Source organism: Arthrobacter sp. efr-133-R2A-63 (genome assembly GCF_030209795.1).
Lineage (GTDB): Bacteria > Actinomycetota > Actinomycetes > Actinomycetales > Micrococcaceae > Arthrobacter > Arthrobacter bambusae_A.
In genome coordinates, this window is the sequence record NZ_JARVRG010000032.1 from 17568 (window position 1) to 30542 (window position 12975).

General features: G+C 64.9%; 11 protein-coding genes. 5 read left to right on the forward strand and 6 right to left on the reverse strand.

The genetic code is table 11. From position 1 onward, the window contains the following. Window position 1: 1 nt before the first annotated feature. The 4 genes from QRN45_RS17735 (at window position 2) to QRN45_RS17750 (ending at window position 4951) form a co-directional block, all read left to right on the forward strand. Window positions 2–1270: a DUF6986 family protein gene (locus QRN45_RS17735; RefSeq protein ID WP_078107583.1), complete on the forward strand. Its 1269-nt coding sequence runs from the start codon at window positions 2–4 to the stop codon at window positions 1268–1270. Window positions 1271–1280: 10 nt separating this feature from the next. After that, on the forward strand, window positions 1281–2093 hold the full coding sequence (locus QRN45_RS17740) for a bifunctional allantoicase/(S)-ureidoglycine aminohydrolase (RefSeq protein ID WP_078107582.1): 813 nt from the start codon (window positions 1281–1283) through the stop codon (window positions 2091–2093). Between the two features lie 200 nt (window positions 2094–2293). Continuing rightward, window positions 2294–3499 carry a serine hydrolase domain-containing protein gene (locus QRN45_RS17745; protein WP_284764175.1) on the forward strand — a complete coding sequence of 402 codons (1206 nt, stop codon included), beginning with the start codon at window positions 2294–2296 and terminating at the stop codon, window positions 3497–3499. 57 nt (window positions 3500–3556) lie between these two features. Then, window positions 3557–4951 carry an ATP-binding protein gene (locus QRN45_RS17750; RefSeq protein ID WP_284764176.1) on the forward strand — a complete coding sequence of 465 codons (1395 nt, stop codon included), beginning with the start codon at window positions 3557–3559 and terminating at the stop codon, window positions 4949–4951. 33 nt (window positions 4952–4984) lie between these two features. Here QRN45_RS17750 and QRN45_RS17755 read toward each other — a convergent pair whose 3' ends face one another. Both QRN45_RS17755 and QRN45_RS17760 read right to left on the reverse strand, forming a co-directional pair. Continuing rightward, a complete protein-coding gene (locus tag QRN45_RS17755) occupies window positions 4985–5230 on the reverse strand; it encodes a hypothetical protein (protein ID WP_241710297.1) in 246 nt (81 codons plus the stop codon). 74 nt (window positions 5231–5304) lie between these two features. Next, window positions 5305–6153, reverse strand: a complete 849-nt coding sequence (locus tag QRN45_RS17760) for an SGNH/GDSL hydrolase family protein (protein ID WP_264636961.1) — start codon at window positions 6151–6153, stop codon at window positions 5305–5307. A gap of 221 nt (window positions 6154–6374) precedes the next feature. Between QRN45_RS17760 and QRN45_RS17765 the strand changes: the two genes are divergently transcribed. Next, window positions 6375–8984 (forward strand): bifunctional lysylphosphatidylglycerol flippase/synthetase MprF, encoded by a 2610-nt coding sequence (locus tag QRN45_RS17765; protein WP_264636962.1) that lies wholly within the window; start codon window positions 6375–6377, stop codon window positions 8982–8984. Between the two features lie 6 nt (window positions 8985–8990). On the opposite strand, the gene QRN45_RS17770 is transcribed toward QRN45_RS17765, so the two are convergent. The 4 genes from QRN45_RS17770 to QRN45_RS17785 form a co-directional block, all read right to left on the reverse strand. Next, complete coding sequence (locus QRN45_RS17770) at window positions 8991–10796, reverse strand: glycoside hydrolase family 15 protein (RefSeq protein WP_241710310.1); 1806 nt, start codon at window positions 10794–10796, stop codon at window positions 8991–8993. 41 nt (window positions 10797–10837) lie between these two features. After that, complete coding sequence (locus QRN45_RS17775) at window positions 10838–11413, reverse strand: adenylate kinase (protein WP_241710294.1); 576 nt, start codon at window positions 11411–11413, stop codon at window positions 10838–10840. 103 nt (window positions 11414–11516) lie between these two features. Further along, window positions 11517–12449: a threonine/serine dehydratase gene (locus QRN45_RS17780; protein WP_241710293.1), complete on the reverse strand. Its 933-nt coding sequence runs from the start codon at window positions 12447–12449 to the stop codon at window positions 11517–11519. Between the two features lie 87 nt (window positions 12450–12536). After that, window positions 12537–12809, reverse strand: a complete 273-nt coding sequence (locus QRN45_RS17785; RefSeq protein WP_241710292.1) for a hypothetical protein — start codon at window positions 12807–12809, stop codon at window positions 12537–12539. Window positions 12810–12975 lie beyond the last annotated feature (166 nt).

Sequence of the window (12975 nt, forward strand, 5' to 3'; positions counted from 1 at the left end):
AATGGCCGCATCCTCCTTCTCGGCGGCCGATCTCGCCGCGATAGACTCCCAGCTGGCCGCGACCGACCAGCTGCTGGAACGCAACTACCCTGGCGACGACGGCACCCGCCAGCCCGTGCACACCGTGTACGTCCCGGCGGACCGTTTCACGCCGTCGCTCTCCGCAGAATGGGGCGCTCAGGCGATCACGACGGCGGAGGCCCACGGCGGTCTCGAAAGGCTCGGCACGCTTCTGGGCCAGGAGCCTGAACTGGCTGCCGCCGTCGCCACCCGTGTGGCTGCCAAGTTGCGCAGCGAACCGATCGAGGACTTGCGCCTCGACTTCGAGGACGGCTACGGCGACCGCGGTGACGAAGCGGAAGACGTCGCGGCCGTAGCGGCGGCCCAGGCTGTCAGCGAAGCCGTTTCCGCGGGTTCCGCCCCGCCGTTCATCGGCATCCGCTTCAAATGCTTCGAGGCCCCCACCCGGGCACGTGGCCTGAAGACCCTTGACCTGTTCGTCTCCACGCTGGCCTCCGCCGGGGAACTGCCCGAGGGTCTTATCCTGACACTGCCGAAGGTCACCACAGTGGCCCAGGTACAGGCGATGGACTTCGCAGTGTCCCGGTTGGAAGAGATCCACTCCCTTCCGGCGGGCCGGCTCCGTTTCGAAGTCCAGGTGGAAACGCCGCAGCTGATCCTCGGCCCGGAGGGGACCTCCCCCGTTGCCCGGCTTCCGCACGCAGTTCCGGGCCGTATCAGCGCATTGCATTACGGCACCTACGACTACTCCGCTTCGCTGCAGATTTCCGCGGAGTACCAGTCCATGGAGCACCCGGTGGCCGATTTCGCCAAGGAAGTCATGCAGCTGGCCGTCGCGGGAACGGGCATCCGGCTCTCCGACGGCTCCACCAACATCATCCCTGTGGGGGACAACGTGGAAAACGCGTGGAAGCTGCACGGTCGTTTGGTCCGCCGCTCCCTTGAACGCGGCTATTACCAGGGCTGGGACCTGCACGCTGCCCAGTTGCCGAGTCGCTTCGCGGCAACGTACGCCTTCTACCGCGAGGGCCTGCCTGCCGCCGCGGCCCGCCTCCGCAACTACGTGGAGCGTACCGAAGGCGGCGTCATGGACGAACCCGCCACCGCCCGCGCCCTGGCCGCCTTCGTCCTGCGCGGCGTCCAATGCGGAGCGGTGGGTTCCGAAGAAGTGCTGGCGCTTGCCGGCGTCGAACTCCCCCGGCTGACTGCACTGGCGCATCCGCGGCTCGCACACACCACCTCCAAGTAAGGATCCAATGATGGGAAAGTACTACTACCCCCAGGGCGGGCTGCCGCCGCAGACCCACCTCACCACGGAACGGGCCATCGTCACCGAGGCCTACACCGTGATCCCCAAGGGTGTCATGACGGACATCGTGACCAGCACCCTGCCGGGCTTCTCCAACACCCGTTCCTGGATCCTGGCCCGCCCCATTTCCGGATTCGCCACCACGTTCTCTCAGTTGATCGTTGAGATCGGCCCGGGAGGCGGCGCTCCCAAGGCCGAGTTCGAGGCCGGCGTCGAAGGCGTCGTCTTCGTCACCAAGGGCAAGGTCAACCTGACTCTCGACGGCGAACTGCACGAGCTCGAGGAGGGCGGTTATGCCTACCTCGCCGCCGGTGCCTCCTGGGGCCTGGAAAACGTCTCCGACGACATCGTCTCCTTCCAATGGATCCGCAAGGCCTACGAACGGCTTGAGGGTTACGAGGCAAAGTCCTTCGTAACGAGTGATGCCGAGGTGGAACCCACCGCGATGCCGGACACCGATGGCGCCTGGAAGACCACCCGCTTCACGGATTCCAGCGACCTGGCCCACGACATGCAGGTGAACATTGTGACGTTCCAGCCGGGCGGGGTCATCCCGTTCCCGGAGACCCACGTCATGGAGCACGGCCTCTACGTGCTTGAGGGCAAAGCCATGTACCTGCTCAACAATGACTGGGTGGAAGTGGAAGCCGGCGACTTCATGTGGCTCCGCGCCTTCTGCCCGCAGGCCTGCTACGCCGGCGGTCCGGGCCAGTTCCGTTATTTGCTGTACAAGGACATGAACCGGCAGATCAAACTGACCTAGGACTCGTCCTTCCGGCTTCCCCAACTGGCTCGCAGTTAATGTCGTTATGAGCGCTCATAACGACAACTACTGCGAGTCAGTTGGGTTTGGGGGGCACCTGCGTTCTCGGCGTTGACCCCCTCGCTTGGGAAGAGGACGATCGAAGCTAGGGGGCAAGGGCGCCCAGCCGTTGCCCTGCAGCGTTGCTTCAGGAGGCAGCCATGGAGGCTGCGCGGGCCTCTCGGACTTCCCGGACGTCGCGGCGAGCGCGGGTCGCCGCGGTCCTGGCTTTGAGCTTGGTGTCCGGAGCTTGCACCTACCCCCTGACAAGCGAACCCCCGGCGGACACTTCGCTATCCGATTCGCAGGCGGCACTTCCTGAGTCCCCTGTTGCGGATTTCTTCGCGCATGAAATGCTCAACCGGGGTGCGCCGGCCGTCGTCGTCCAGATCAAAGTCCGGGGTCGGGAATGGTCCCAGGCCTATGGAAGCCAAGACGTCGAAACCGGCGAACCCGTGGCCGTAACCGACCGGATCCAGGCCGGCGGCATCACTCAGTCGATGGTGGCGGTCTCGGTGCTCAAGCTGGTCCAGGAAGGAAAGCTTGGCCTTGAGGACCCCGTCACGGAATACTTCCCGGAATTCGAGCAGCTCGACCATCCGCCTGGCCCCGTCACCATCCGCTCCCTTCTGAACCACAGTTCCGGCCTGCCCGATGCGCCGGAAGCCATCTTGAAGTCCATGCCGCCCAAACAGGCCATCGACACGAGGTTCAGCATCCAGGACTATCTCCGGATGGCCGGGACGGTGCCGTGGGCGAACGCAAACTTCCAGCTCTTCCGTTACTCGGATGCCAACTACTTCGTCCTCGCCGCGATCCTGCAAAAGCTCCGCGGCCGACCACTCGGCGATGTCCTGAATTCGGACATCTTCGCGCCGCTGGGAATGAGCCACACCTCGCTGGCAGCCGAGCCGGATCGCGATGCCCGCGACATGATCCAGAGCTACGAATTCATCGACGGCGAGCGCATCAACGCCTCGCAGCCGGAGTATCTCATCGCTTCCCCCGCAGAGGGGGTCATCTCGACGGTGGGCGACATCAACACGTTCTACGCAGCGCTCATGCAGGGCCGCCTCCTGACGGCGGACACCCTCCGCGACATGCAAACCATGTGGCAGGAGGACCACGGACTCGGGCTGCAGCGTTGGAATGACGAATGCACCAACGGTTTCTACTACGGCTATGGGGGCAGCACCTGGTTTGCGAGCATCGCGTTGTCCACGAGCGACGGGAGCCGCCAGATAGCGATGAGCTTCGCCTATCCCTCCGACACGGAAAAGCACCTTGAGTCGACCGACGGGAGCGGCCAGCCGGAGTTCGAACAGCTCCGGGAGGTGGCCATCGCGGCGATGAACGGACTCTGCTGATTCACTCCGATGCCGGCGCCCCTGACCATGCAATTCCCCTCCTGCTAGGGTCTGACCATGGATGAGAATCTGGGGAAATTCATCGAGGACTTCGCAACACTGACCCGATTGGCCCAGTCTGGATTGGACCAGTCCGACGCCGAGCAGCTGCTGCAGGCGCTGACCGGGCATCTCGGCGTGCCCGCACATGAACTATCCGTGGTGGCGGAGGAGATCCCGCCGCACCGGTTGGTGGATGTGGACATCGTCATGGAAAGGCTTGCCGGCCGGGATCCGGACTATCGGCTGGTAGGCATCGGCGGTGGCGATCAACGCCACCATATGTCCTTCAGCGATATGCTCCAGCAGTCCCGGAGCTATCCCCGCTTTCCCATCGCCCAGCCGGATTACACCAACCTGGCCACGGGGCCGGATTCCCAGCGCCAGGCCGTGGCGCTGGGACTGTGGCTTTTCAACTATGGCGGCTCGCCCGTGGCAGTTCTCCAGTGCGAGGCCAAGATGGAACGACACCGGCAGACTGTCTCGCTCGAAGTCCTGGCCACCCGCCCTGCCGTCGCATCCGGGCTTCTGGCGGAGGTGCGTCGCGACATGGAACGCCAGAGTGTTTTCAAAGGCCAGATCGTCGCCCTCGCAGTCAGCGATTACGGGCCGAACATCAGCGGGGTGACCTTCATCAGGCGCCCGGAGCTGGCCAGCAGCGACGTGGTCCTTCCGGCCGGCCTCCTCGACAAAGTGGAGGGCCACACCCTGGGCATTGCCCGGCAATCGGCCATCTTGGCTGCGCACGGACAGCATCTCAAGCGCGGCCTCCTCCTCTACGGGCCGCCGGGCACCGGTAAAACACACACGGTCCGGTACCTGCTGAGCCAAAGCGAGGGTACGACGGCGGTACTCCTCTCCGGCGGTTCGCTCGCCAGGATTGCCGAGGCAGCCAAGATGGCCCGGGCCTTGGCGCCGTCCATCGTGGTGCTGGAGGACTGCGATCTGATCGCCGAGGACCGCAGCTTCGGCCACGGACCCAGGCCTTTGCTTTTCGAAGTGCTCGACGCCATGGACGGGTTGGACAACGACGCTGACGTCGCGTTCGTGTTGACCACCAATCGCGTGGAACTTTTGGAACGCGCACTCTCCCAGCGGCCTGGACGAGTGGACCTGGCGGTTGAAATACCCCTTCCGTCCAAGCACGAACGGGTGAAGCTATTGAAGCTGTATTCGAGCGGACTCCAGTTCTCCCCTTCGGCGATCGAAGGTGCCGCTGCCCACACAGCCGGCACTACGGCGTCGTTCGCCAAGGAACTGATCCGACGCTCGGTGGTAGCGGCCGCCGCGGCAGGCAAGGCTCCCGGCGATTCGCACCTGGGCGACGCGGTGGGCCAGCTCATGGCCGATGGCGAAGCCCTCACACGGAGCCTGCTCGGAAGCGACGACCGTGGGCCCCTCGCAAAGGAGTAGCCGCCGCCCAAGCTCAGTACGCCAAGGGCGCGCTCAGCCGGGGTTGCCCTCCTGTTCGGGCTCTTGGTCCGCGGGCGTCCACGTGAGCTTGACCGTGGCTCCGCCGTTGTTCTCGTCGATCCTCAGGCGCAGTTCCTCGCCGTAGAGGAACTCGTGTTCAAAATGCCGTCCGTCAATCCGAGCCGCATCCAGGAGCTTCGTCATCGCCGTTGCCATCGCCCGGCCCCAGTCATGCGGATTCTTGCTGGACGCGTCTTCAAGGGCTGAATAGCTGACCATAGATCAATTGTTCTCCGGCGCACGAAGTTCTGCCAGCGTCAATCTTGGCGCAGGTCCGTGACTGTGGAGACGGGTCAGTTGGCAGGATCCGCAGGCAAGCGAAGTCCCGCCGCGGCCATGTCTGCCGCCAGGACACCAGCGAGCTTGGCATGCCCGGCAGCATTCAGGTGCACGCCGTCCACCAGGTCCCCGGCGACCTGATATTTGGTGATCCAATCGCCCACGCTGAAGAAGGTCGCTCCGGCCTTTGCCGCGATAGTGCCCAGTAGCGCGTCAACCTGCGTACGGCGGCCACCGCCGGCGTTGGTACCCCTTGCCAGGGTTCCGATCATCGCAATCTTCGCCAGCGGATACCTCTTCCTGAGGGCTGCAATGAGCCTGTTGGCATTGCTCGTGATCTGCTCATCGCTCACTTTGCGGGAAGCATCGTTGCCGCCGCCTTGGAGGACGATCAGGGGTGGCGTCCCATACGGCAGTACCCAGTCTCCGCGTTGCAACGCATCGATATAGTTGCCGGTGGTGCTCGTGGCGGCCACGAAACCCGTTCCGCCGCGACCGACTGTGTACACCTTGTAGCCAATGGCGCCCAAGGCTGCCCGCGGCCAGGATCCTTCAGGCTGGGACTGTGAGTCGCCAATCAGGACGGCCGTGTGCCGGACGTCCGCGAGGATGATCTCGTTCCGGTTGTCGCCGGGATTCTTGTACAAGGACCCCACGGGAAGCTTCGACGGGTCCTGCCCCGAATCAACCTTCCTGGGACCTTGGCCCGCTGCCGCCGGACTCCCCGAGGGGGCAATCGGCGCCGCTGTTTGCCTGCCGCCGGATGAGTCGGACGGTACGGTGGCCGCTTGCGAACAGCCGGCCAAGAGCACTCCGGCGGCGATCACGGATGCAGCGAAGCGGAATATGCGAGATTTGTGCATCGTCCTGTACCGGGCTTGCTTTCTGTTCGGTTTAGCGGTGGTGAAGTACCATTCCATTACTCATAGGCGGGTGACGGTGCGAGCCGCCGGCCTGCCTACGTCGGAGTCTATTGGATCGGGACCGGGAAGGTCACCGCGACGTCGGAATTAACCTCGTCGGACGGCCGGTGTGGAAGAATTTCATTTCGCCCCCATCCTTCCGACGCACAGATAGGAACCCCGTGCACGCACCGGCGCCCAAGCCGGGAACCCCACCTGTCCCGGACGTCCGCTTGCGGCGATCATGGACGGGAAGGCTGCGCTCAGCGCAGCTCACGTTGGGCTTTGTCATCGTTTTCTGGGGATTGGGAGTCCTGACCTCAAGTCTTGCCACCGGACCGGACGCGCAGTGGCGGCTCAACGTCGCCCTGACCCCCCGCTCCTTGCCTGATCACTGGGAGGCCATCGTGGCTTCCGCCGCCTGGGCCAGGGATCTGACGGGCTATGTGCTGGATACTGCGTTGGTGCTGCTGCTGGGTGTGCCTTTGGAACGGCGAATGGGGCGGCGAGCGTTCGCCATAGCTGCGGTCTCCAGCCAGATTCTTGGCGTCGGCATTGCCCTTGGATTCCTTGCTGTGGCCCAGGGCCTGCTCGGTAACTGGACCGAGGAGATAGGCAGTCACCTCTTCTTCGGTCCGAGTGCATTCATCATCGGTACGGCGATGGCGGGAACTGCGTCCGTGCCAACCCTGTGGAGGCGCCGCATCCGGCTGGTCGTCTCCGCCCTGCTCCTTCTCCTGGCCCTGTACAGCGGAGGCTTTGCGGATCTGGTCAGGCTCGGCGCCGCAGGTGCGGGCATGGCTCTCGGTCCATTCCTGATGGGCCGTCGGCCGCGGTTCGCGCGCCCGGTCAGTTCCCGGCACGAAGGCCGGGTGCTGCTCTCGCTGCTCATTGCCGCATCGGCGATCGGACCGGTGGTCGCCGGCCTGATCCCGCATGCGGTGGGACCGTTGTCCATCCTGCGTTTCCTGTTTACCAACATCCAACCTGTCGATCCCCAGACACTCCAGAGCCTCTGTTCGGATCCGGCGCAAGCGAAGGACTGTGCCGTCGCACAGCTGCAGTTGCGCGCCGGCGCCGGTGGGATCTTCATGGCCATCCTTCCGTCCTTCCTCCTGCTCCTGCTTGCGGAGGGCCTCCGCCGTGGACGGCGCTTTGCATGGGTGGGGACGCTCGTGATCCAGGTGGGCCTTTCCGTCCTGGCCGGAATTGCACTCGCCGGAGTCCTGCAGCCGTCTACTTCGGACACCGGTGCGAGCGAGGGGATCGTCGCAATCGAAGGTTCGGCCTCCTCGCAGCCATTCACCTTGGCACTCCCCCTCCTTTTGCCCCTTGCGTTGACCATCATCCTGCTCGCAACCCGGAAGCTGTTTCACGTCAAGGCGCCGAAGGGGACTTACAGACGCCTCGCCATCAGGGTTCTCGCGATGGCGGCCGTGCTCAGTGTTGTCTATGTGGGCGCCGGGCTCTTCCTTGCCCGGGAATTCTCCCCTGTTCCGGGGCTGCCGGACCTACTGGCGGATGTCCCTGACCGCTTCCTTCCGCTGGGCTTCGTCCTGGACGTGCCCCCGGCCATCTTCCCCCTGGGCACGGCCGCCGTTCTCGTGTACGAGGGCGTGGGGGTCGTCTTCTGGGCCGTCGCGGGTGTCCTGATCTTCAGGACTTTCCTCCACCAGTCCCACACCCGGCACGACGCCAGTACGGAGCGTGCCCGGAAGGTCATCAAGACGTGGGAGGGAAGCTCGCTGTCCTGGATGACCACCTGGCCGGGAAACATGTACTGGTTCTCAGCGTCCGGGCAGTCCTTTGTCGCCTACCGGGTCAGCACGGGGGTCGCCCTCACGCTCGGCGGCCCGGTGGGCCCCAAATCCGAGATGAAGGCCGTCTTCGACGAATTTGTCCTCTATTGCAGGGGCAATGGGTGGACGCCGTGTTTCTACTCCGTACCCCAGGAATTGCGCGACCACGCTGATGCCTCCGGTTGGAGCTCGGCACAAGTAGCCCAGGAAACGATCCTGCCTTTGCATTCGGTGTCCTTCAAGGGGAAGAAGTTCCAGGACATCCGCACGGCGTTGAACAATGCCTCGAAGGCGGGCATCCGCTACGAATGGACGCGTTACGCCTCGGCGCCGTTCTCCGTCCAGGTCCAGATCGAGGAAATCTCCGAAGAATGGGTGGCTGACAAGAACATGCCCGAAATGGGCTTCACCCTAGGCAGCCTCGACGAGCTCGACGACCCCGAAGTGCGTTGCCTGCTCGCAATCGACCAGCGCCACACCGTTCACGCCGTCACCTCCTGGTTGCCCGTTTACCGCAACGGGCACATCGTGGGCTGGACCCTGGATTTCATGCGACGACGCAGCGGCGGCTTCCGTGCCAGCATCGAATTCCTCATCGCTTCCGCGGCCCTCAGCCTCAAGGATGAAGGATGCGAATTCGTGAGCCTTTCCGGTGCGCCCTTGGCACGGGTCGAAGAGGATCCTTCCGAGATGCCACGCCCGAGGCTCCGATCCCGGCCTCCGGGCAACCTCGACCGCTTGCTCGACTGGTTGGGGGCGACTTTGGAACCGGTGTACGGGTTCAGGTCCCTCTTGGCGTTCAAGGCAAAGTTCCGGCCCCGGTACGAGCCCCTCTACATGCTCTACCCCGATGCCGCGTCCCTGCCTGCCGTTGGAACCGCCGTGGCGCGGGCCTACCTGCCAATGCTCAACCTCGGGGCCGGGCTTGCCTTGGCAGGCCGGATCTTCCGCTGGCCCAAGCGCGCCGGAACCTCAGCTCAAGGCCGCTCCTGAAGCCGGCTACGATTCATGCGACCCTGGCGACGTGTCCGACGGCGGGACCCCGCCGATCGGTACATTGCTGTGGTGCGCTTTGCCGTGGTGAAGTTGCAAGGCACTGAGCACCATGCCGAAATGGCTGAAGGCCTGGGGGACATTGCCAAGTTGCCGGCCCTCCTGGACGTCCCATTCTTCGCTCAACAGTCCCACATCATTGCGCAAGGCCAGAAGCCGCTCGAAGAGTGCCGTCGCCTCCGCGCGGCGCCCGGCCCCCAAAAGCGCGTCCACCATCCAGAAGGAACACGCAAGGAAGACTCCTTCCCTGCCCGGCAGCCCGTCGTCGCTGTCCTGCGGACGGTAGCGCAGCACAAAGCCGTCTTCCGTGAGCTCGCGCTGGATGGCGTCAATGGTGCCGATCACGCGTGGATCGTCGTGCGGCAGGAAGCCTACTTTGGGGATCAGGAGAAGGCTCGCGTCCAGTTCCTTGCTCCCATAGGACTGGACAAAGGTGTTGCGGTCCGCGTCGAATCCGTGGGTCATGACTTCGTCATGGATGGTGTCCCGCAAAGCCTCCCAGCGATCCAAGGGGCCGGGCATCCCCGATTCACGGATTCCGCGGACCATGCGGTCAGCTGCAACCCAGGCCATCACCTTGGAGTGCACGAAGTGCCGCCGCGGGCCGCGTACTTCCCAGAGCCCGTTGTCCGGCTGGTCCCAGGTGCTCTCAAGGTGGCGCATCAGGGCGGTCTGGATTGCCCAGGTCTCATCGCCGACGTTCATCAACGATGCGCGGGTCAGGGACAGGCAGTCGAGGACTTCTCCCCAGACGTCCAGCTGAAGCTGCTCCGCTGCCGCATTCCCGGTGCGCACCGGCGTCGACCCCTGGTACCCCGAAAGCCAGGTCAGCTCCGCCTCAGGCAACCTCCGGCGTCCGTGCAGGCTGTACATGATCTGGAGGTCGGCCGGGTCGCCTGCCACAGCACGCAGGAGCCAGTCCCGCCACGCGGCGGCCTCCTCGGTATAGCCCGCTGCGAGGAAGGCCTGGAGGGTCAACGTGGCGTCACGGAGCCAACAATAGCGGTAGTCCCAGTTCCGCGGGCCGCCGATCTGCTCGGGCAGCGAGGTGGTGGCGGCGGCAACAATGCCCCCGGTGGGCGCGTAGGTGAGGGCCTTCAACGTGATCAAGGAACGCAGTACGGCTTTCCGGTAAGGCCCCCGGACGGTGCAACGCTTGGACCAGTCCATCCAGAACGCCGCGGTGTCGTCGAGCGCGATATCTGCCTCGACCGTGCGTGGCCGCCGTTCGTGGCTCGGAGCCCAGGTCAGCACGAAGGGGATGTGGTCGCCGGCGTTCACCGTGAATTCGCTGACCGTCGTGAAGTCCTTGCCTTTCAACGGCGCCGGGGTCTTGAGGTAGACGGAGTCCGGACCGGCAACGGCGCGGAGGCCATGCCTGTCGCGGCGCACCCAAGGCACGACGTGCCCGTAGTCGAACCTCAGGATCAGCTCGCCGCGCATCTTGACCGTCCCGCGGATCCCTTCAACAACCCGCACGATGTCCGCGACGGCGTCGCGCGGGGGCATGAAGTCGATGACCCGGACGTGCCCCTCCTCGGTTTCCCAGTCTGTTTCCAGGATGAGGGTTCCGTCCCGGTACTGCCGGCGCGTGCAGATTCCCCCGGCCTCAGGCGCCAAAAGCCAGCGCCCTGCTTGCGGTGAATCCAGGAGCGCGGCGAAACACGCGGGCGAATCGAAACGTGGGAGGCACAGCCAGTCTATGGAGCCCGTCGTGCTGACCAGGGCCGCGGTGTGCAGGTCCCCGATCATCGCATAGTCTTCGATTCTCTGGCCGATAGGCGGTTGACCGTTCACAGTCCCTTTCCTAGTGCTGATTCAATGGCGGTTATGGCCTTGGCAGTGATCTCTTCCCGCTGGCCGGAACCTTCCACAGCGAGCACGATACCGCGCTCGGAGTACCGCTCCACCACGGCCTGCGTCTCGTTGCGGTAAAGCTCCAGCCGACGCCGGATCACCGGCGCTGTGTCATCGCTGCGGCCCCGCTCCTGCGCCCTGCGGAGCATTCGCGCCACGAGTTCGTCGTCGTCGACGGTTAGTTCGACGACGGCGTCAAGCTCCTGCCGGTTGCCGGCCAGGATGCCGTCCAAGGCATCGATTTGAGCCGTTGTGCGGGGGTATCCGTCCAGGAGGAACCCAGCCAGGACATCGGCGCCGCCAAGCCGCTGGCGGACCATGGCATTGGTGACGTGATCCGGCACGAACTCGCCGCTGTCCATGTACTTGCTCGCTTCGGCTCCGAGTTCCGTCCTGCCTCCAACGTGCGCGCGGAAGATGTCTCCGGTGGAAATGGCGGGTATACCGAAATGCCCGGCAATATGTTCGGCCTGGGTGCCCTTGCCCGAGCCGGGAGGGCCCATGATGATCAATCGCAAATGTCACCTGTCCGTTCGTGAAGCGGTTTCGCGTGCCCCGGCATTGTGGCTCGAGCTTAGCAACTGCGGAGCGCTCGCGGCAGGGCTTGACTCGCCCCTAGACCGTGGCGGGGTCGGTGTTGGCACCGCAAAGAATCACGGCCACGCGTTCCCCTTCGGCAGGAACATACGCTCCGGAGTTCACGGCCGCGAAAGCAGCTGCTGCGCCGTGTTCCACGACTATCCGGTACTGCTCCCAGAGCAGCGAGCGCGCCGCGGCGATGTCGTCGTCGGACACCAGGACCGTCCGGACGCCCGTGCGGACGGCCACGTCGAAACCGATCCGGCCGATCTGCCGGGCGCCGAGGGAATCCGCGGCGATCCCGGAGACGGCAACGTCGACAGGTGCGCCTGCGGCGAGGGCCGAATAGAGGGTGGGAGCATTGTCCGGTTCGACGCCGACAACCCGGGCGTGGCCTTCGACGGCGGCCGCGATTCCCGCCATGAGCCCGCCGCCGCCAACGGCCACCACCACGGTGTCGATGTCGCCCAGCTGGTCCAGGAGCTCCGAGCCCACGGTTCCGGCCCCCGCGGCGATTTCGGCTTGGTCGTAGGCATGGCAGTAGACCGCCCCGGTTTCCGTGGCGTAGTCGAGGGCGGCCTCAAATGCTTCGGCGTACTCGGTTCCGCGCTGGACCACCGTGGCTCCGCTGGCCTTGAGTTTCCTGACCTTCACGGCAGGGGCGGTTTCCGGGACAAAAACGGTTGCGGGCACACCGAGTTGGGCTGCGGCGTAGGCATTCGCCAACCCCGCGTTGCCGCCCGAGGCGACGACGATCCCGATTTCTTCCTTGAGCTCGCCGCGTTCCCGTGCGGCCAGCACACGGTTGAGCGCGCCCCTCGCCTTGAACGTCCCCGTGTGCTGCATGAACTCGCATTTGAACCACAATTGTCCGGCCACCGTCCCGGCATCCGCCTCGAAGACGGGTGTGCGGCGGATCCTCCCCGCAATCCGGGCAGCGGCTTCATCGACGTCGACGCGTGTGATCATGGGAGGTCCTCGTTCCGTGCGGTCCGATCGTGGGCAGGCGCTAGCCTCAGGCTATCGCCTACCGTGTGGGCTCACGCCGGTGGGGACTTAGAAGGACTCGACGTCGGCCGATCCGAGCTGCTGCCGGCGGGCCTGGCGGTTCCGCAACCAACGGCGGGCAAGGTCCACGGCGGCCCAGATTCCAGCGAGGGGAGACAGCACAACCACGCCGTAGATGAAGATCAGCCACGTCAGGATTGCCAAGGGCTGCTGGGCTCCGCTCAACCAGGACAACCCGCCGAGCAAGCCGATTGTCCAGAACAAAACCACGCCCAACAGCACGGCTCCCGCCGGAAAATACTCGCTCCTCACTACAGCCATCAGCGTCTCCACCGGCTGCCACCTGCCTTCCATCACCGCGCCCGAATAACTTCAGTATGCATCCGCAAAAACGCCGGACACGGTCAGCGCGCGGGCGAAGTGACGAACATAACCACGAGGGCCGTGTCGCCACGGATTTCAGGGCCTATGTGAAGGGACGAATGGC

Bases quoted from the DNA above. Each gene is read 5' to 3' on its own strand.
- QRN45_RS17755 (WP_241710297.1), bottom strand. From the start codon at position 5,230: ATGGTCAGCTATTCAGCCCTTGAAGACGCGTCCAGCAAGAATCCGCAT.
- QRN45_RS17745 (WP_284764175.1), top strand. From the start codon at position 2,294: ATGGAGGCTGCGCGGGCCTCTCGGACTTCCCGGACGTCGCGGCGAGCG.
- QRN45_RS17760 (WP_264636961.1), bottom strand. From the start codon at position 6,153: ATGCACAAATCTCGCATATTCCGCTTCGCTGCATCCGTGATCGCCGCC.
- QRN45_RS17740 (WP_078107582.1), top strand. From the start codon at position 1,281: ATGGGAAAGTACTACTACCCCCAGGGCGGGCTGCCGCCGCAGACCCAC.
- QRN45_RS17770 (WP_241710310.1), bottom strand. From the start codon at position 10,796: ATGATCGGGGACCTGCACACCGCGGCCCTGGTCAGCACGACGGGCTCC.
- QRN45_RS17780 (WP_241710293.1), bottom strand. From the start codon at position 12,449: ATGATCACACGCGTCGACGTCGATGAAGCCGCTGCCCGGATTGCGGGG.
- QRN45_RS17750 (WP_284764176.1), top strand. From the start codon at position 3,557: ATGGATGAGAATCTGGGGAAATTCATCGAGGACTTCGCAACACTGACC.
- QRN45_RS17785 (WP_241710292.1), bottom strand. From the start codon at position 12,809: ATGGCTGTAGTGAGGAGCGAGTATTTTCCGGCGGGAGCCGTGCTGTTG.
- QRN45_RS17735 (WP_078107583.1), top strand. From the start codon at position 2: ATGGCCGCATCCTCCTTCTCGGCGGCCGATCTCGCCGCGATAGACTCC.